This window comes from Streptomyces sp. NPDC000345 (assembly GCF_042898825.1).
GTDB lineage: Bacteria > Actinomycetota > Actinomycetes > Streptomycetales > Streptomycetaceae > Streptomyces.
The window spans coordinates 1-17,383 of sequence record NZ_JBIAZE010000020.1 but is presented as its reverse complement, the minus strand read 5'-3'; the positions used below and the strand labels follow the sequence as shown (position 1 = coordinate 17,383).

14 protein-coding genes and 1 tRNA gene are annotated in these 17,383 nt (G+C 72.9%); 5 read left to right on the top strand and 10 right to left on the bottom strand.

The window, feature by feature from the left end; genetic code table 11:
* Nucleotides 1-112: 112 nt before the first annotated feature.
* The 4 genes from ACFY30_RS34590 to pgsA form a co-directional block, all read right to left on the bottom strand.
* Nucleotides 113-655: a hypothetical protein gene (locus ACFY30_RS34590; RefSeq protein WP_390849103.1), complete on the bottom strand. Its 543-nt coding sequence runs from the start codon at nucleotides 653-655 to the stop codon at nucleotides 113-115.
* Nucleotides 656-885: 230 nt separating this feature from the next.
* Nucleotides 886-2,058, bottom strand: a complete 1,173-nt coding sequence (locus ACFY30_RS34585) for a glycosyltransferase family 4 protein (RefSeq protein ID WP_390849102.1) — start codon at nucleotides 2,056-2,058, stop codon at nucleotides 886-888.
* Nucleotides 2,055-2,975, bottom strand: a complete 921-nt coding sequence (locus tag ACFY30_RS34580) for a phosphatidylinositol mannoside acyltransferase (protein ID WP_390849101.1) — start codon at nucleotides 2,973-2,975, stop codon at nucleotides 2,055-2,057. Before ACFY30_RS34580 ends, ACFY30_RS34585 begins: the two co-directional genes overlap by 4 nt.
* A complete protein-coding gene (gene pgsA / locus ACFY30_RS34575) occupies nucleotides 2,972-3,715 on the bottom strand; it encodes a phosphatidylinositol phosphate synthase (RefSeq protein ID WP_390849204.1) in 744 nt (247 codons plus the stop codon). Before pgsA ends, ACFY30_RS34580 begins: the two co-directional genes overlap by 4 nt.
* Nucleotides 3,716-3,989: 274 nt before the next feature.
* On the opposite strand from pgsA, the gene ACFY30_RS34570 reads away from it, so the two are divergent.
* Both ACFY30_RS34570 and ACFY30_RS34565 read left to right on the top strand, forming a co-directional pair.
* Nucleotides 3,990-6,185: an elongation factor G-like protein EF-G2 gene (locus ACFY30_RS34570; RefSeq protein WP_390849100.1), complete on the top strand. Its 2,196-nt coding sequence runs from the start codon at nucleotides 3,990-3,992 to the stop codon at nucleotides 6,183-6,185.
* A 187-nt stretch (nucleotides 6,186-6,372) separates the two neighbouring features.
* Nucleotides 6,373-8,037: a hypothetical protein gene (locus tag ACFY30_RS34565; RefSeq protein WP_390849099.1), complete on the top strand. Its 1,665-nt coding sequence runs from the start codon at nucleotides 6,373-6,375 to the stop codon at nucleotides 8,035-8,037.
* Between the two features lie 109 nt (nucleotides 8,038-8,146).
* Here the strand turns inward: ACFY30_RS34565 and ACFY30_RS34560 are convergent, their stop codons facing one another.
* Nucleotides 8,147-8,707 carry an HIT family protein gene (locus tag ACFY30_RS34560; protein ID WP_390660891.1) on the bottom strand — a complete coding sequence of 187 codons (561 nt, stop codon included), beginning with the start codon at nucleotides 8,705-8,707 and terminating at the stop codon, nucleotides 8,147-8,149.
* 67 nt (nucleotides 8,708-8,774) lie between these two features.
* Between ACFY30_RS34560 and ACFY30_RS34555 the strand changes: the two genes are divergently transcribed.
* The gene (locus tag ACFY30_RS34555) at nucleotides 8,775-9,440 is read left to right on the top strand and encodes a potassium channel family protein (protein WP_390849098.1); all 666 of its coding nucleotides are present in this window, start codon (nucleotides 8,775-8,777) and stop codon (nucleotides 9,438-9,440) included.
* Between the two features lie 30 nt (nucleotides 9,441-9,470).
* Here the strand turns inward: ACFY30_RS34555 and thrS are convergent, their stop codons facing one another.
* The 3 genes from thrS to ACFY30_RS34540 all read right to left on the bottom strand — a co-directional run bounded on the left by thrS (nucleotide 9,471) and on the right by ACFY30_RS34540 (nucleotide 13,336).
* Nucleotides 9,471-11,447 carry a threonine--tRNA ligase gene (gene thrS / locus ACFY30_RS34550; RefSeq protein WP_390849097.1) on the bottom strand — a complete coding sequence of 659 codons (1,977 nt, stop codon included), beginning with the start codon at nucleotides 11,445-11,447 and terminating at the stop codon, nucleotides 9,471-9,473.
* A 90-nt stretch (nucleotides 11,448-11,537) separates the two neighbouring features.
* The gene (locus ACFY30_RS34545; RefSeq protein ID WP_390849096.1) at nucleotides 11,538-12,773 is read right to left on the bottom strand and encodes a hypothetical protein; all 1,236 of its coding nucleotides are present in this window, start codon (nucleotides 12,771-12,773) and stop codon (nucleotides 11,538-11,540) included.
* Entirely contained in the window at nucleotides 12,770-13,336 is a 567-nt protein-coding gene (locus ACFY30_RS34540) for a DUF4365 domain-containing protein (protein WP_390849095.1), read from the bottom strand. The genes ACFY30_RS34545 and ACFY30_RS34540 overlap by 4 nt, the downstream gene beginning before the upstream one ends.
* Before the next feature lie 203 nt (nucleotides 13,337-13,539).
* Here ACFY30_RS34540 and ACFY30_RS34535 point away from each other — a divergent pair, with 203 nt between their 5' ends.
* Nucleotides 13,540-14,265, top strand: a complete 726-nt coding sequence (locus ACFY30_RS34535) for an exonuclease domain-containing protein (protein ID WP_390849094.1) — start codon at nucleotides 13,540-13,542, stop codon at nucleotides 14,263-14,265.
* 58 nt (nucleotides 14,266-14,323) lie between these two features.
* Here ACFY30_RS34535 and ACFY30_RS34530 read toward each other — a convergent pair.
* Nucleotides 14,324-14,395 (bottom strand) — tRNA-Val (locus tag ACFY30_RS34530).
* Between the two features lie 39 nt (nucleotides 14,396-14,434).
* Nucleotides 14,435-14,881, bottom strand: coding sequence for an SRPBCC family protein (locus tag ACFY30_RS34525; protein ID WP_390849093.1), 447 nt, complete (start codon nucleotides 14,879-14,881; stop codon nucleotides 14,435-14,437).
* 101 nt (nucleotides 14,882-14,982) lie between these two features.
* Here ACFY30_RS34525 and ACFY30_RS34520 point away from each other — a divergent pair, with 101 nt between their 5' ends.
* The gene (locus ACFY30_RS34520) at nucleotides 14,983-17,292 is read left to right on the top strand and encodes an SCO7613 C-terminal domain-containing membrane protein (protein WP_390849092.1); all 2,310 of its coding nucleotides are present in this window, start codon (nucleotides 14,983-14,985) and stop codon (nucleotides 17,290-17,292) included.
* The last annotated feature ends 91 nt before the right edge of the window (nucleotides 17,293-17,383 follow it).

The following is a 17,383-nucleotide window of genomic DNA, read 5'->3' as shown; positions in this document are numbered from 1 at the left end:
GTGGAAGAGGGGATGGTGCAATCACCGAGGAAACGTGAGTGGACCAGTCCACAGCAAGGGCCAATGGCAACCCGGTGGATCCTTTTCGGCTTCCGGCCCTGCCGGGGCCGTCTCAGGCGGCCCGGTCGGCGAGGGCGGCCGGCGGCTCGTCGTCCATCTCGAAGGCCATCGGGAAGGGGGCGTGGCCGGCGAGGCGGAACCAGCGGACCTTGCGGTGCTCGCGCAGGCGGCGGGCCGCGCCCACGGCGTCGTTGTGGAAGCGCCGGGCCATGGGGACGCGGCGGACGGCCTCCGTGAGCTCGTGGGTCGCGGCCTCTCCCCCGGGCACCTCGCGTACGACCTCCACCTGCTGCGGGTCCGCGAAGACCGCCCGCAGGGCCTGGCTCAGCTCGCTCTCGGCGACCTCCCGCTGTTCCTCCTCGGCCTGCCGGGCGGCGTGCGCGGCCTCGTACAGGACGATCGAGGCGGCCGGGTCGAGGACCCCGGAGGTGGCCAGCTCCTGGGCCACGGACGCCCGGCGCAGCAGCTGGGCGTCCAGCGCGGCGCGGGCGGCGTCGATGCGGGCGTGCAGGCGGTCCAGCCGCCCGGCCGTCCAGCTCAGGTACAGGCCGATGGCTACGAGGACGACGAGGGCCCAGATGAGGGTTGCGGTCACGGGCAGCAAGGCTAGCGGTGCGCCCCGCCGCACCGGGGGGCCGGTCAGTCCCGCGCCAGCCCCAGCCGGGACCGCAGCCCCGGCGCCCCCCGGTCGTCGCCACCGCCGCCGCGCCCGCCGTGACCGTCTCCTGCACCGACACGATGTACGCGCCGACCAAGGAGCAGCCGAGGGTTACGGTCACGCGCAGCAAAGCCGGCGGTGCGCCCCGCCGCACCGGGGGGGGCCGGTCAGTCCCGCGCCAGCCCCAGCCGGGACCGCAGCCCCGGCGCCCCCCGGTCGTCGCCGGCCGCCGCCACCGCCGCCGCGCCCGCCGTGACCGTCTCGTACACCGACAGGATGTCCGCGCCGACCGTGGACCAGTCGAAGCGCCGGACGTGGGCGCTGCCCCGCTCGCGCAGTTCGGCCCTGCGCTCCGGGTCGCCCAGGAGCCGTACGGCCGCCTCGGCCAGCGCGTCGGCGTCCTCGTTGGCGAACAGCTCGCCCGCCGCGCCCTGGTCGAGGACCTGCGCGAAGGCGTCGAGATCGGAGGCGAGGACGGGGGCGCCCGCCGACATGGCCTCGACGAGGATGATGCCGAAGCTCTCGCCCCCGGTGTTGGGGGCGACGTACAGGTCGACGCTGCGCAGGAAGCGGGCCTTGTCCTCGTCGCTGACCATGCCGAGGAACTCCACGCGCCCGCGCAGCTCCTTCGGCAGGTGCGCCACCGCCTCCTCCTCGTCGCCGCGCCCGGCCACCAGCAGACGGGCGTTCGGGCGCTCGGCGAAGATCCGCGGCAGCGCCTTCATCAGCACCGGCAGGCCCTTGCGGGGCTCGTCGATGCGGCCGACGAAGCCGATGGTGTCGCCCTGCCACTCGGGTCTGGGCTCGGCCTTGGCGAAGAAGTCGACGTCGACGCCGTTGGGGATGACGACCGCGTCCCCGCCGAGGTGCTCGACCAGGGTGCGGCGGGCGTACTCGCTGACCGCGATCCGCGCGCTGATCTTCTCCAGGGCGGCCTGGAGGATCGCGTACGCGGCGATCATCGCGCGCGAGCGGGGGTTGGAGGTGTGGAAGGTCGCCACGATGGGCCCCTGCGCGGCCCAGCACGCCAGCAGGCCCAGCGAGGGGGACGTGGGCTCGTGGATGTGGATGACGTCGAAGGACCCGTCGTGCAGCCAGCGGCGCACGCGCGCGGCGCTGAGGAAGCCGAAGTTCAGCCGGGCCACCGACCCGTTGTACGGCACCGGGACCGCGCGGCCGGCCGAGACGACGTACGGCGGCAGCGGGGTGTCGTCGTCCGCGGGGGCGAGGACGGACACCTCGTGGCCGAGCCGGATGAAGTACTCGGCGAGGTCGCGGATGTGGAATTGGACGCCACCCGGCACGTCCCAGGAGTACGGGCAGACGATGCCGATTCTCACGCGGTCCCCCCGGGACCCGAGCGGGCGGGGTCGAGATCCGCGCGCCACAGCCGCTGCAGCATGTGCCAGTCCTCCGGGTGGTCGGCGATGCCCGAGGCGAAGGTGTCTGCCAGGGCTTGTGTCATGACAGACGTCTTCTCGGCCCGCGTACCTGTCCCGGGCACCTCGACCGGGGGATGGACGCGGCCCTGCATGACCGGCGAGTCGTCGTACCAGAGCGTGACGGGGAGCAGGAGCGCGCCGGTCTGCTGGGCGAGCAGGGCCGGGCCGGCGGGCATGGTGGCCGTGTCGCCGAAGAAGGTCACCTCGACGCCCGAGGCGGACAGGTCGCGCTCGGCTACCAGGCAGACCAGGCCGCCGTCGCGCAGCCGCCGGGCCAGCGTGCCGAAGGCGGCGCCGCCGCTGTGCGGCAGGACCTCCATGCCGAGGCCCTCGCGATAGGCGACGAAGCGGTCGTACAGGGACTCGGGCTTGAGGCGCTCGGCGACCGTGGTGAACGGGATCCGCAGCCGGGTGGTGACCCAGGCGCCGGCGAGGTCCCAGTTCGCCATGTGGGGCAGCGCGAGGACGACGCCCCGGCCGGAGGCGAGGCCGTCGGTGAGGTGGTGCAGGTCCTTGGGGTCGAATCCGGTGCTGATCCGCTCCTCGCTCCACGTGGGGAGCCGGAAGGACTCCATCCAGTAGCGCAGGTAGGACCGCATGCCCGCGCGTGAGAGCTCGGCGAGGCGCTCGGGGCCGGCGTCGGGCAGCACGCGCGCGTAGTTGCTCTCCAGCCGGCGCACGCCCTTGCCACGGCGTTTCCAGGCGAGGTCGGCGACGGACCGGCCCAGACGCACGGCGGCCGGCTCGGGGAGCTTCTTGACGGTGCTCCAGCCGAGACCGTACAGCGCGTCGGCCAGGCGCTCCTGGGGGTTCACTTCGCGGCCTCGCTCCCCTGGGTCTCGTGTCCCTGGGCCTCCTCGGCCGCGGCGGCCTCCGCCTCGGCCGACTCCCGCCGGACGGTGACGACCCGCTGGATCAGGGTGACCAGGCTGCCCACGGCGACGATCCACAGGGCGACCGGCAGCAGGTACTGGATGCCCGGCACGCCGAACTTGTGCAGCCCCGCGAGTCCGGCCGCGACCAGGGAGACCACCAGGCGTTCGGCCCGTTCGACGAGCCCGTTGACGGCGACCGGCAGCCCGATCGACTCGCCCCGGGCCTTGGTGTACGACACCACCTGGCCGCTGGCCAGGCAGAAGATCGAGACGGCGCACAGCACGTTGTCGTCGCCGCCTCCCGCGTACCAGAGGGCGAAGCCGCCGAAGATCGCGCCGTCGGCGACCCGGTCGAGCGTGGAGTCCAGGAAGGCGCCCCAGCGGCTGGAGCGGCCGAGCTGGCGGGCCATGTTCCCGTCGACGAGGTCGGAGAACACGAACAGCGTGATCACGACCGTGCCCCAGAAGAACTCGCCCCGGGGATAGAAGACCAGCGCCCCCGCGACCACCCCGGCGGTGCCGATGAGCGTGACCGTGTCGGGGCTGACGCCTCTGCGGATCAGAAACGCGGCGAACGGAGTGAGGACACGCGTGAAGAATGCACGCGCGTACTTGTTCAGCATGGCCTTCCCGAGGGTCGGTGTCGCCGCGCGGCCCCTGCTGGCCACCGGCTGGCCCATCGTAGTCACGCGCGCGTGTGTGCGACGGGCGGGCACCCGGACCCCGTGTCACGGCCACGCGGCATCCCGGTCGCGCCCCGGTCGCGGAACGGCCGGAACGCGCCGCCCGGCGCGGCCCCCGGCACGGCCGGGAGGTGCCGTGGCGTCCGTCGTATGGACGCGCCGTGACGGGAGTGGAAAGCTCGAAGGACCGCGGGCGTCGCCGGAGCCGCCAGCACGCGGGGCCGTCGTGCCCGCGCCCCCAGTGACCTCACCGTGCACGGGAGGCAAGACGATGGGCGACAAGGCGAACACACACCCCGGGGCCGCCGGCAGGGCTACGGCGGCCGACCATCCCGCGTCCGTACGGAATGTGGTGCTGGTCGGCCACTCCGGTTCGGGCAAGACGACATTGGTGGAGGCTCTCGCGCTGACGGCGGGAGCGGTGAACCGGGCGGGCCGCGTGGAGGACGGCGGCACCGTCTCGGACTACGACGAGATCGAGCACCGGCAGCAGCGCTCCGTACAGCTGTCCCTGGTGCCGGTCGAATGGGACGGCATCAAGGTCAACCTTCTCGACACCCCCGGATACGCCGACTTCGTCGGGGAGCTCAGGGCCGGTCTGCGCGCCGCGGACGCGGCCCTCTTCGTCGTCTCGGCCTCGGACGGAGTGGACGGCTCGACCCGCATGGTGTGGGAGGAGTGCGCGGCCGTCGGCATGCCGCGCGCGATCGTCGTCACGCATCTGGAGGCCGCCCGCGCGGACTTCGAGGAGATGACACGGGTCTGCGCGGAGGCGTTCGGCGGCGACGATCCGGACGCCGTCCTCCCGCTGTACCTGCCGCTGCGCGGCCCGCAGGCGCCGGACGGGCACGCGCCCGTGACCGGTCTGACCGGGCTGCTGTCGCAGAAGCTGTTCGACTACTCCTCCGGCGAGCGCAAGGAGCTGGAGCCGGGCGAGGACGTGCTGCCGGACCTCGAGGAGGCCCGGGGCCGGCTGATCGAGGGGATCATCGCCGAGAGCGAGGACGAGACCCTGATGGACCGCTATCTCGGCGGCGAGCAGGTCGACGTCAAGACGCTGATCGAGGACCTGGAGCGGGCCGTCGCGCGCGGCACGTTCTTCCCCGTCCTGGCGGCCGCCCCCGCCGCCGACGGCGCCCGGCAGGGCATCGGCACCGTCGAACTGCTGGAGCTGATCACGAGGGGTTTCCCGACGCCCCTGGAGCGCGAGGCGCCACGGGTGACGACGGTCGACGGCCGGCCGCGCGAGCTGAAACCCTGCGACCCGGACGGGCCGCTGGTCGCGGAGGTCGTGAAGACCTCGTCCGACCCCTACGTCGGGCGGGTGTCGCTGGTGCGCGTGTTCTCCGGCACCCTGCGCCCCGACGAGACCGTCCATGTCTCCGGACACGGGCTGACCGACCGGGGTCACGAGGACCACGACGTCGACGAGCGCGTCGGCGCCCTGTCCGCTCCCTTCGGCAAGCAGCAGCGGGTCCTGACGCACGCCATCGCGGGCGACCTCGCGTGCGTGGCGAAACTCAGCCGCGCGGAGACCGGCGACACGCTCTCCGCGAAGGACGACCCGCTCCTCATGGAGCCCTGGCAGATGCCCGACCCGCTGCTGCCGCTGGCCATCCAGGCGCACAGCAAGCCCGACGAGGACAAGCTGTCGCAGGGCCTGGCCCGGCTGGTCGCCGAGGACCCGACGATGCGCCTGGAGCAGAACCAGGACACCCACCAGGTCGTGCTGTGGTGTCTGGGCGAGGCGCACGCGGACGTGGCCCTGGAGCGGCTGCGCTCCCGCTACGGCGTCCAGGTCGACGTCGTACCGCACAAGGTCTCCCTGCGGGAGACGTTCGCCGGCCCGTCGGCCGGGCGCGGGCGGCACGTGAAGCAGTCCGGCGGGCACGGGCAGTACGCCATCTGCGAGATCGAGGTGGAGCCGCTGCCGGGCGGCTCCGGCATCGAGTTCGTGGACAAGGTCGTCGGCGGCGCGGTGCCGCGGCAGTTCATACCCTCCGTCGAGAAGGGCGTGCGGGCACAGGCGGCCAAGGGGGTCGCGAGCGGGCATCCGCTGGTCGACGTGCGGATCACCCTGCTCGACGGCAAGGCGCACTCGGTGGACTCCTCCGACGCCGCGTTCCAGACGGCCGGCGCGCTGGCGCTGCGGGAGGCCGCGGCGGACGCGAAGATCCATCTCCTCGAGCCGGTGGCCGAGGTGAGCGTCCTGGTCGGCGACGACTACGTGGGCGCCGTGATGAGCGACCTGTCGGGGCGGCGCGGCCGGGTGCTGGGCACCGAACAGACGGCCGGCGGGCGCACCTTGGTGCGGGCCGAGGTGCCCGAGATCGAGATCGGGCGGTACGCGGTCGATCTGCGCTCGGTCTCGCACGGCACGGCCCGTTTCCACCGCGCCTACGCCCGGCACGAGCCGATGCCGGCGCAGGTGGCCGAGCGGGTCCGCCAACAGGCGGAGGCCAGTTAGGGATTGATGCCTCGGCACACTCAAGTGACGTGGGAGGAAGGTAATCCTCCGGTTCGGCGGGCGGCTTCGGCCGTCCGCCGACGGACGCCGGTGGCTGGGGATACGCTGATGACCTGATCAACAGGTGTGCGGCGTACGGAAGTCGGGAAGGCCGCAGGAGCGAGAGTTGCGGCGATCGGGGGCGGGAATGACCGTTGACAGCGGTTGGGCGGACATCTTCGGACCACAGGTGCCGCGGACGGGCGGCGAGGGGCAGGCCCCGACCTACGCCCTGGCCTCGGCGGCCTACCGGGACACCCCCATGGAGGAGATAAAGAAGGCCGACAACGAATGGCACCAGTCGACGGTCAACGAGGGCCGCAGGTGGGCCAGGATCTTCCGGCCCAACTTCGGTGAGGCGTACTCCCAGGCGGTGATCGACCGCATGCTGGGCGTCGGCCGCAAGCCGCTCATCCAGTCCTTCGGCAGCGAACCGCAGGTCGTCGTCGAGCACTGCCTCGCAGCCAACCGCATCCGCCGCGAACGCGACCAGAAGCTGACCGGCATCATGCTGCTGTGCGGGGTGCTCTTCCTGCCGGGCCTGCTGGTGTGGCTGCTCGTCTTCCAGCTCCGGGCCACCGTGGGCAGGACGGACAACAAGCGGATCTCCGGCCTCGGTACCGGCCTGCTCGTCGCCGTGGCCGCCCTCGCAGTGATCTTCCTGGTCCGTATGCCGTTCGCCGGCCTCGCGGGGTGGTACGCGCGCGGGTGCATCGTTGCCCCGGTGGCCGGCTGGTTCCTGGCCAAGCGGGTGTGCGAGAGCACGGCGCTGGATCTGCGCGAGCGCTGGGACAGCCTGCTGTCCGGCGGCAGCGTCGGCGCGAAAGTCCCCGAGGCGGTGCCCACCAGCCCCGACCAGGCCGCGGCCGAGCAGCTGCGCCAGTCCCTGGCGCGGCTCAGCGCCGAGCAGCAGTCGAACTCGGTCTTCTACGCCGGCCCCAAGGGCATACTCGGCATGGGCACGCGGTGGGGCGCCTGGCACCTCGCGGAGGAGCTGGTGCCGACCGACCCGGTCAAGGGCGTCCACGAGTTCCGCAGCTGGACGGTCGTCCGGGCGATCCACGACGAGCTGAGCGTGCTGCACCGGCAGCATCTGAAGACCGGGGGCTTCCCCCAGCCGTCGGTACGGCACTGGATCGTCACGCATGTGGGAGCGGGCGCCAAGGCGGTGGCCCGGCCCGAGGGGACCGACGTGGAGGCGTACCAGGTCAAGCCGAAGGCCGTCGAGGACATCTGCAACAACCAGCAGTTCGACAGCGGCGACCGGCACTACCTGGGCGTGCAGTGGCCGCATCTGTGGAACGGCGATCTGATCCTCACCATGATGATCACGGTGACCGTGCTCAAGGAGACCCTGCGCATCGAGGTCACCGGACACGCCCTGGGCCCGGTCAACGGCCTGTTCAGCACCAAGCCGGAGGCCCCCACCAAGGAGGTCGCCAAGACCGTCCGCTTCTGGGAGACCCGGACCGTCAAGCTGCCGCTGGTCACCCCCGACGAGGTGGTCCGGCTGGCCGCCCGGGCCACGATCAGCTGGTACCCGCCGCTGCTGAAGTGGCTCGGCGGCTCCATCGGCCTGCCGGAGCCCTTCGGCCTGCGGCACGCCTGGGCCGACCAGCCCTGGAGCCATCGCTTCATGGCCGACGACGCGCTGCGCGCGGCCACACCGGTGCTGCGGGCGGTGCACAGGGCCGCGCTCCGGGTGCTCAGGGAGCACGACGTGGACGTGGAGAAGTTCAGCTCGCGCGCCTCGGCCCTCAGCGGTGCGGTCCAGGAGGTCTCCCCGAAGAAGGCCGACACCTACGACGCGTAGGCCTGCGGCGGCTCGATCCGCGTGCGGACGGGCCGACGGGGGCCGGGGCTCCGCGCCCCGGCCCCCGTCGGCCCGCACTCCCGTCCTCACCCGCCGGACGAGCTGACGATCACGCCTGCGGCCAGGCCTCCGCGAGCATCTTCCTCGTGTCCGCCAGCAGCTGGGGCAGCACGCGCGTGTGGCCGACCACCGGCATGAAGTTGGTGTCGCCGCCCCAGCGGGGCACGATGTGCTGGTGGAGGTGGGCGGCGATGCCCGCGCCCGCCACGGTCCCCTGGTTCATCCCGATGTTGAAGCCGTGCGCGCCGGACGCGGTGCGCAACGCCGTCATCGCCTGCTTGGTCAGCTCGGCCAGCTCGACGGTCTCGGGACCGGTCAGATCGGTGTAGTCGGCGACGTGCCGGTAGGGCACGGTCATCAGATGGCCGCCGTTGTACGGGTAGAGGTTGAGCACCGCGTACACGTGCTCGCCCCGCTTGACGACCAGCCCGTCCTCGTCGGACTTCGCCGGAATCGAGCAGAAGGGACAGCCGTCGTCGGCACCCGGGCCGGTCGGCTTGTTCTCGCCCTGGATGTAGGCCATCCGGTGGGGCGTCCACAGGCGCTGGAACGCGTCCTGCGTCCCCACTCCGATCTGCTGCTCCGGCTCACTCGTCATGCAAGGCAGCATATGGCTTCGCCCGTTTGCGGCGTGTCGCCGGGGTTGGGAGAAGTGCCTCCCGGGCGAAGCTGGGACGGTGGACGCCGAAGACCGTACGGCCCGCTGGGAGCGGCGGGCGGGACTCCCGCTCGCCGTGGCCTCAGTCCTGTTTCTCGTGTCGTACGGGGTGCGCGTCCTGGGGGAGGGACTGCCCGAGCCCGTGCGCGATCTGTGTCTCGCGGTGACGTACGCGTCCTGGGCCCTGTTCGTCGTCGACTACGCGGTGCGCTGGCGGCTCAGCGGTGAGGGGCCGGCCTTCGTGCACCGTCACTGGCTGGACTCGCTGGTGGTGCTGCTGCCGCTGCTGCGACCGGTGCGCATCGTACGGATCTACGAGGGCGTGGACGCGCGCCGCCGGGGCGAGCCGCGGCTGCCACTGCAGGCGCGGGTGATGATGTACGCGGGCCTGTCCTCCGGCCTGCTCGGCGTCACCGCGGCCTTGTCCGAGTACCACGTCGAGCACGACGCCGCGGGCGCCTCGATCCGCACGTTCGGCGACGGGCTGTGGTGGGCGGCCGCCACGCTGGCGACCGTGGGCTACGGCGACGTCGTCCCGGTGACGCTGCTGGGGCGGCTGATCGCGGTGGGCCTGATGGGCTGCGGCCTCGCGCTGCTGGGCGCGGTGACGGGATCGTTCTCGTCGTGGCTGATGCAGCGGTTCGCGCGGGACGGGGAGGACCCGGGGTGGCCCCCGGGGAAGTGATCTCCCCCGGGGGCCGGTGTCACGGGTGCGTCAGACCTGGGTCCGCTCCTCGACGACCTTCGCGATCTTCGCGAGGGCCTCGTCGAACGGGATGCCGTTCTCCTGTGAGCCGTCGCGGTAGCGGAAGGACACCGAGCCGTTCGACATGTCCTCGTCGCCCGCGATGACCATGAAGGGCACCTTCTGCTTCTGGGCGTTGCGGATCTTCTTCTGCATACGGTCGGAGGAGGAGTCGACCTCGACGCGCAGCCCCTGCTTCTTCGCGGCCGCGGCGAACTTCTCCAGGTACTCCACGTGCCCGTCGCCGATCGGGATGCCGATCGCCTGGACCGGGGCCAGCCACGCCGGGAAGGCGCCCGCATAGTGCTCCAGGAGCACCGCGAAGAACCGCTCGATGGAGCCGAACAGCGCGCGGTGGATCATGACCGGACGCTGCTTGGAGCCGTCCGGGCCGGTGTACTCCAGGTCGAAGCGCTCGGGCAGGTTGAAGTCGAGCTGGATGGTCGACATCTGCCAGGTGCGGCCGATGGCGTCCTTGGTCTGGACGGAGATCTTCGGCCCGTAGAAGGCGGCGCCGCCCGGGTCGGGCACGAGGGGCAGGCCCTGCTTCTCGGCGACCTGGCGGAGCGTCTCGGTGGCCTCCTCCCAGACCTCGTCGGAACCGACGAACTTCTCCGGGTCCTTGGTGGACAGCTCCAGGTAGAAGTCGGTCAGGCCGTAGTCGCGCAGCAGGCCGAGGACGAAGGTGAGCGTCTTGTCGAGCTCGTCCGACATCTGTTCACGGGTGCAGTAGATGTGCGCGTCGTCCTGGGTGAAGCCGCGGGCACGGGTGAGACCGTGCACGACGCCCGACTTCTCGTACCGGTACACGGTCCCGAACTCGAAGAGACGCAGCGGCAGTTCGCGGTAGGAGCGGCCGCGCGCGTCGAAGATCAGGTTGTGCATCGGGCAGTTCATGGGCTTGAGGTAGTAGTCCACGCCCTCGTCGAGCTGCATGGGCGGGTACATGCCGTCGGCGTACCAGTCCAGGTGGCCCGAGGTCTCGAAGAGCTTCCCCTTCGTCGCGTGCGGGGTGTAGACGAACTCGTAGCCCTCCTCCTCGTGGCGGCGGCGCGAGTAGTCCTCCATCACGCGGCGGACGATGCCGCCCTTGGGGTGGAAGACGGCGAGGCCGGAGCCGATCTGCTCGGGGATGGAGAACAGGTCGAGCTCGGAGCCCAGCTTGCGGTGGTCGCGCTTCTCGGCCTCGGCGAGGAAGTCGAGGTACGCCTTCAGCTCGTCCTTGGACGGCCAGGCGGTGCCGTAGATGCGCTGGAGCATGGGGTTCTTCTCGCTGCCGCGCCAGTAGGCGGCCGCGTTGCGCATCAGCTTGAACGCCGGGATGAGGCGGGTGGAGGGCAGGTGGGGACCGCGGCAGAGGTCCTTCCAGCACAGCTCGCCGGTCTTGGCGTCGAGGTTGTCGTAGATCGTCAGCTCGCCGGCGCCGACCTCGACGTCCGCGCCGTCGTCGCTGGACGCGGAGCCCTTGAGACCGATCAGTTCCAACTTGTAGGGCTCGTCCGCGAGCTCCTCGCGGGCGGCCTCGTCGGTGACGACACGGCGGGCGAACCTCTGCCCCCGCTTCTGGATCTCCTGCATCTTCTTCTCGATGGCCTTGAGATCCTCGGGCGTGAACGGCTTCTCGACGTCGAAGTCGTAGTAGAAGCCGTCCTTGACCGGCGGGCCGATGCCCAGCTTGGCCTCGGGGAAGAGCTCCTGCACGGCCTGGGCCATCACATGCGCGGTGGAGTGGCGCAGGATGTTGAGGCCGTCCTCGGAGGAGATCTCGACGCCCTCGACCTCCTCGCCGTCCAAGAGCACGTACGACAGGTCCCTGAGCTCGCCGCCCACGCGTGCGGCGATGACGGAGCGCTCGCCGGCGAAGAGCTCGGCGGCCGTGGTGCCCGTCGTCACCGCGCGCTCTTCCCGCTCGGAATCGCGTTGGATGATCACACGGACGTCTGACACCGGTCTCTCCTGACTGCAGGTGGGTGCGGCGCCATACCGGGAGCGCGCGCAATTGGGAATCGTACCGACCCGCACCCGCCGACCGCGAAATCAGTCCCCGTCGTACTCCCCTCCGCAGGCCTCCTCGAAGAAGTCGAGATGTTCCTGCAGCGACTTCATCAACCGGTCCCGCTCCGCGTCGTCCACCTGCACCGGTACGACCCCGCAGGCGCCGGTGAGCCTGCGGAAGCCGCCCCTGCTCTCCAGCCGCCCCTGCACCCGCACCGGCAGCCCCACCAGGTGGGCCTGCCCGGCGATGCGGTAGTCCTCCTCGTCGAGGGTGAGCCGGACGTTCGGGATCTCCGCGCCGGCGAGCACCCGCAGCCGGACGCTGCCCTCGCCGCGCGGCCCCGACCTGCGCAGCCGGACCACGGTCCCGGTGATCCGCACGGCCACCGCGGGCTCCTCGCGCAGATAGCGGGCGCCGGCCTCGCGCAGCACGGGCAGGTCGCCGGGTGAGAACTCGACGGGCTCGGCGCCGGCGGCGCAGCCCTCGGGCACCCCGGCGGCGGGCGCCCACTCCACCGCGACCCGGGCGCCCTCGGTGCCGCGGACCAGGGCGATCAGAGCGTCGGTGAGCTCACGGCTGGCACCGGCCTCCACGGCGCCGTCGAAGGCGTCCATGCCGCCGGTGGCCCGCTGGTAGTCGATCGCCTCACGGACCGCGTACAGGGCCTGGTGGAGGCGTACGGCGAGGGGGCGGGCCGGGTGGGCCGGCACGAAGGCGGTCAGGCGGCGGCCGCCGGCCCCGGAACCGACCAGGACCTGGTCGAGCAGCGCGGCGGCGGCACGGCGGTGGCGGGCGCCGTAGTAGCCCGCACGCGCGCGGGTGGCGAGCGCGCCGGCGAGGAGCATCTGGCGGGCGGCGCCGCGCAGCTGTTCCTCGACCGTCCAGGGCATGGCCCCGGCGGGCCCGGCAGCGCCCTCGGGGGTGTCGCGCCACCAGCGGATCTCGTCGCTCGGCACGGCGAGCCCGACCAGCACCTCGCGCGCGGAGGGCGTGCCGCTGCGGGTCAGGGCCTGCAGCGCCTCGCCGAGCAGGTCGTCGCTGTCGGGGAAGGCCCGGCTCTCGGGCACGAGCAGGCTCGTGCCGCTGCCGCCGGGCCCGGGCGGGGTCCAGCGGCCGTAACGTCCGGCGGCACCGCCGCGCCGCTGCCAGCCGTGCCGGCGCAGCAGGGCGGCGAGGACGGCCGGATCGACCTCGCCGGGCTCGGGGGCCCGGTCCCAGCCGGGCTCGGGGTGCGGACGGACCGCCCTCAGGGGCTCGTCGTGGGGGCGGTGGGTCATGGTCTGCCTCCCGTCCCGACCCGCGTCATGATCTCGCACAGCGCCCGGTCGTCGAAGATGCGTGAGGTCGGTATCCGTACGGTGGTCCGGGTCCGCCCGGTGATCGGGTGGCCGGCGAGATTGACCCAGTAGCAGCAGTGCCGCAGGTCGAGGCGGTCGTGGCCGGCGCGCAGCCAGTGGTCCTGCGACCGGGGGACGATCATCACGACCAGGATCTTGTGCACCGACACCGGGGTGCGGGCGAGCTTGCGCAGATGGTCGTTGTCGAGCGTGAAGGAGAAGGACCGGCCCGGGGGGCTGGGCGGGATCTGGTAGGTCGCCTTGAGCTGCACTTTGATGGTGACCTCGTCGTCCACGGTGTGCCCGGGTGCGCTGTGGCTGACGTGCCAGTCGATGCCGTTGTCCGGGAACGGCTGGGACAACGAGCAGCCCGCGGCCGCCGCGACCGCGTGCAAGTAGCCCACCTGCAAGGTCTCCATGCAGGCGGTGGTGGCGAGCGTGCCGCGACGGGGGCCCGTGTGTTCGGGCAGCAGCCCGCCCCGCTCGGGCTGCGCTATCGCCATGGCCAACAGCCTTCCAAGCCGCGTGAGATGCCCGAAACCGGGCCGGGTGACAACCGGGTGAGATCCCGCCTCGGGCCGCTGAACTGCAAAGACCCGTACTCCTGTTGTGTCCTTCCGGCGTACGGCGCAAACAGCCCGGGTATCACCAAACAGGCAGAAGACGGTGCGTCAGCTGCCGTGGGTGAACGAGGGGTTGTGCAGATATGACCAACTGGTACGAGGGCCCGCTGGCCGCTTTCGACACGGAGACGACGGGCGTCGACGTGGAGGCCGACCGGATAGTGTCGGCCGCCCTCGTCGTCCAGGACGCTCCGGGGGCACGCCCGAGGGTGAGCCGCTGGCTGGTGAATCCGGGGGTGCCGGTGCCCGCCGAGGCGACGGCGGTGCACGGGCTGACGGAGGAGCATCTGCAGCGCAACGGCCGCTGGCCGGCGCCGGTGATGTTCGAGATAGCCGAGCTGCTGGCCGAACAGGCCGCGGCCGGGCGGCCGTTGGTGGTGATGAACGCGCCGTTCGACCTGACGCTGCTGGACCGCGAGCTGCGCCGGCACCGGGCCTCGACACTGGGGCACTGGCTGGAGCCGGCGCCACTGCGGGTGCTGGACCCCCGGGTCCTGGACAAGCACCTGGACCGCTACCGCAAGGGCCGGCGCACGCTCACCGACCTGTGCGCGCACTACGGCGTGACGCTGTCCGACGCGCACGACGCGGCGGCGGACGCGCTGGCGGCGCTGGAGGTCGTCCGCGCGGTGGGCCGCCGCTTCGCGGCCCGGCTGGAACGCCTGACCCCCGCCGAACTGCACGCCCTCCAGACGGCGTGGCACGCGGCACAGGCACGCGGCCTCCAGGCGTGGTTCGCCCGCAGCGGTTCCCCGGAGACGGTGGACACGTCGTGGCCGGTGCGCCCGGAGCTGTCGGCGGCGGCCTAGAGAGACGGCCGCGAACGAAAAGAGCCGGCCCGCATGACGCGGACCGGCTCCTTCCCGGTGGGCGATACTGGGTTCGAACCAGTGACCTCTTCGGTGTGAACGAAGCGCTCTCCCACTGAGCTAATCGCCCGGGAACGCAGTGAACAATACAGGTCCCCGCACGCTTCCTTCAAACCGCTTGCAGGTACGCGGCCAGGCCGCGCCGGCCGGACCGCATCATCAGCCGGTGGTTGGCGCGGAACAGCGGGCGCCCGGGCACGGCGAAGCGCCTGAGCAGCGGCTTGTTCACGTCGACCTCCTGCTCGTAGCGGACGAGGGCGCCGGGGCCGCCGGCGGTGACCGTCCAGCGCGCCGCGCCCTCGATGTCACCGGACAGCGCGATCTCCAGGACCCCGGCCGCCCGATCGCGCCGCACCTCGCGCACGGTGAACGTCATGTCGTACGGCAGGAGCGAGCGGATGCGGACCACCCCGCTGGTGCCGTCGCGGCGGGTCACCTCGCGCACCTGGCGCCACCAGCGCGGATAGTCCTCGGCCCGCTCCAGGACGGCGTACACGGCGGCGGGCGGCGCGGGCAGGGCCCAGAGACTGAGGAAGCGGTAGTGGGTCCAGTCCATGGGCAGAGTGTGCCCGGGCCGGGGTCCGGCGAACGGCATTTGAGTACGTACTGAGTACGCGCACTCATGGCATCCGGCGTGACGCCGACCACACTCCAGGCATGACGCACTTTCCGCCCCCGGCCGAGGAGTTGCGGCTCCTCGACGCCGAGCTGCGCCAACTGGACGCCCGCAGGGTCCAGTTGCTGGCGCGCCGCGCCTGGCTGGTCACCACGCTCCAGCCGGTACGTCCCCTGCCCCCGGCCCCGCCCACGGCGCCCCGGCCGGAGACCACCGCCCCGAGCGTGCAGAACGTTCTGCTCCTGCTCGGCGGCATCCTGCTGACCGTGGCGGCGATGGTGTTCACCCTGGTCAGCTGGGGGCACCTCGGTATCACCGGCCGTTCCCTGGTGCTGGGCGCGGTCACCGTGGCCGTGCTCGGCGCCCCGGTGGCGCTGCTGCGGCGCGGGCTGCGCTCGACCGCGGAGACGGTCGCGGGGCTGGGCCTGGCGCTGACCGTGCTGGACGCGTACGCGCTGCACGAGACCGCGTTCGGAGCGGCGGACGGCGTGACGTACACGGCGGTGGCGTCGACGGGGCTCGCGGCGCTCTGGGCCGCGTACGGCACCGCGCTCACCGCCCTGCGGCTTCCCCGCCCCGCCGCCCTGCTGGCCGCCCAGCTCCCGCTCCCCCTCGGGGCGGTCGCGGCGGACGGCGGCCCGTACGCGGTCACGACCGCCGTGCTGCTGACGGCGGCCCTGGACACGGTGGCCGCGCTGCGGGTGTCCGTGCGGCCCGTCCGGCTCGTCGCCGTGGTCTGCGCGTTCGCCACGGGTGGCTGGGGCGCCCTGGCGGCCGGGCTGCTCTCCCTGGACGCGGCCGGTCCGGGCGCCGCGGCGCGTGCGGCCGCGCTGTTCTCCCTCGCGGCGGTGGTGGCTCTGGGTGCCGCCCGGTTCGCTCCGCGGCCCGGTCTCGCGACGGGCACGGCGGTGGCGGGCGGCCTGTGCCTGGTCGCCGGTGCGGGCGGCGTGCTGCGGGTGTCACTGCCCGCCGACTGGACCGTCCCGGCCTTCCTGGCCTGCGGGATCGCCCTGCTGGCCGGCGCGCGCGGCCCGGAGCCGGTCCGCCGGGGACTCGTCTCGGCCTCGGGCGCGGTGCAGGCGTGCGCGGTGCTGTGGACGGTGCCCGCCGTGGGCGTCGCGCTGCTGGGGCCGGCCGTGTGGGCGGGCCGCCCCTGGTCGGGGGTGCCCGCTGACGCCCGTACGGCGGCGACCCTCGACGCGTTCTGGCCGCCGCACGCGGTCACCGCGCCCCTGATCCTGGCCACGGTGGCCGCGGTCCTCGCGGTCCGCTCCGGTGAGTGGCGCCCGCACGCGCTGCCCCTGGCGTGGGCGGCGGTGCTCGTCCTGCCCGCCGCTCTGGAACTGCCGTACACCGCCGGCCTGCTGGTGCACGGACTCGCAGTGCTGGCGCTGCTGGGGCTCACCGCCCGCACGGCCACGGCGCTCGCCCTGGCGACCTCGGTCAGTCTCGCCTTCCTGTCCCTGGCCGCCGAGCCGGCGACCCTCGCCGTCCTCGCGGCGCTGACCGCCGTGTTCGCGGTGGCCGCCCGGCGCGGGCGGCTCGCCCCGGTGTGCGCGGCCGCCTCCGTGGGGTACGCCACGGCCCTGGCGTGCGCCGTGGGCGCCTCCGCCGGCTGGCGGCCGGAGCACATCGCGCTTCTGGTGCTGGTGGTCCCGGCGGCCGCCGCCCTGGCCGCACCGCGCGTCACCGACCCCGCCACCACGCTCGCGGTGGAGGCGGCGGGCGCCGCGGCGGGTCTCCTCGCCGTCGGGCTGGCGGTCCTCGACCTGCCGCTGCTCGCCCTGGTGCTGTCCCAGTGCGCGGTGATCGCCGCGGGGACGGCCCTGCGCCCCGAGCGGCGCCCTGTCGGATACGCCGCCGCCGCGCTCTTCGTCCTGGCCGCCTGGGTGCGGCTGGCCGGCTGGGAGGTCACCGTCCCGGAGGCGTACACCCTGCCGGTCACGGTCCCCGCGCTGCTCGTCGGCGTCCTGCGCCGGCGCCGCGACCCGCAGGCCTCGTCCTGGACGGCGTACGGGCCCGGGCTCGCCGCCACGCTCCTGCCGAGCCTGGCCGCGGCCTGGGGCGACCCGGAGTGGACCCGCCCCCTGCTGCTGGGCGCGGCCGCCCTGCTGCTCACCCTGCTGGGTGCCCGGCACCGTCTGCAGGCGCCCCTGGTGCTGGGCGGCTCGGTGCTCGTCCTGGACGCGCTGCACGAGCTGGCCCCGTATCTCGTCCAGGTGGCCGACGCGCTCCCCCGCTGGCTGCCTCCCGCCCTCGCCGGCCTGCTGCTGCTCGCACTCGGGGCGACGTACGAGCAGCGGCTGCGGGACGTCCGGAAGGTACGGGAGGTCCTGGGGCGGATGGGCTAGTGTCCCGGTCTTGAGGTCTCGCTTCGCCTCGTGAGTTGTGTTCTGTTTCAGATCATGGCCGTGCCGGTGACAGCGCTGCTCTTCTTCGGTG

Excerpts from the sequence above, each read along its gene's own strand:
- pgsA (WP_390849204.1), bottom strand. The coding sequence starts at position 3,715 with ATGGGCCAGCCGGTGGCCAGCAGGGGCCGCGCGGCGACACCGACCCTC.
- ACFY30_RS34570 (WP_390849100.1), top strand. The coding sequence starts at position 3,990 with ATGGGCGACAAGGCGAACACACACCCCGGGGCCGCCGGCAGGGCTACG.
- ACFY30_RS34565 (WP_390849099.1), top strand. The coding sequence starts at position 6,373 with ATGACCGTTGACAGCGGTTGGGCGGACATCTTCGGACCACAGGTGCCG.
- ACFY30_RS34560 (WP_390660891.1), bottom strand. The coding sequence starts at position 8,707 with ATGCTGCCTTGCATGACGAGTGAGCCGGAGCAGCAGATCGGAGTGGGG.
- ACFY30_RS34545 (WP_390849096.1), bottom strand. The coding sequence starts at position 12,773 with ATGACCCACCGCCCCCACGACGAGCCCCTGAGGGCGGTCCGTCCGCAC.
- ACFY30_RS34540 (WP_390849095.1), bottom strand. The coding sequence starts at position 13,336 with ATGGCGATAGCGCAGCCCGAGCGGGGCGGGCTGCTGCCCGAACACACG.
- ACFY30_RS34535 (WP_390849094.1), top strand. The coding sequence starts at position 13,540 with ATGACCAACTGGTACGAGGGCCCGCTGGCCGCTTTCGACACGGAGACG.
- ACFY30_RS34525 (WP_390849093.1), bottom strand. The coding sequence starts at position 14,881 with ATGGACTGGACCCACTACCGCTTCCTCAGTCTCTGGGCCCTGCCCGCG.
- ACFY30_RS34520 (WP_390849092.1), top strand. The coding sequence starts at position 14,983 with ATGACGCACTTTCCGCCCCCGGCCGAGGAGTTGCGGCTCCTCGACGCC.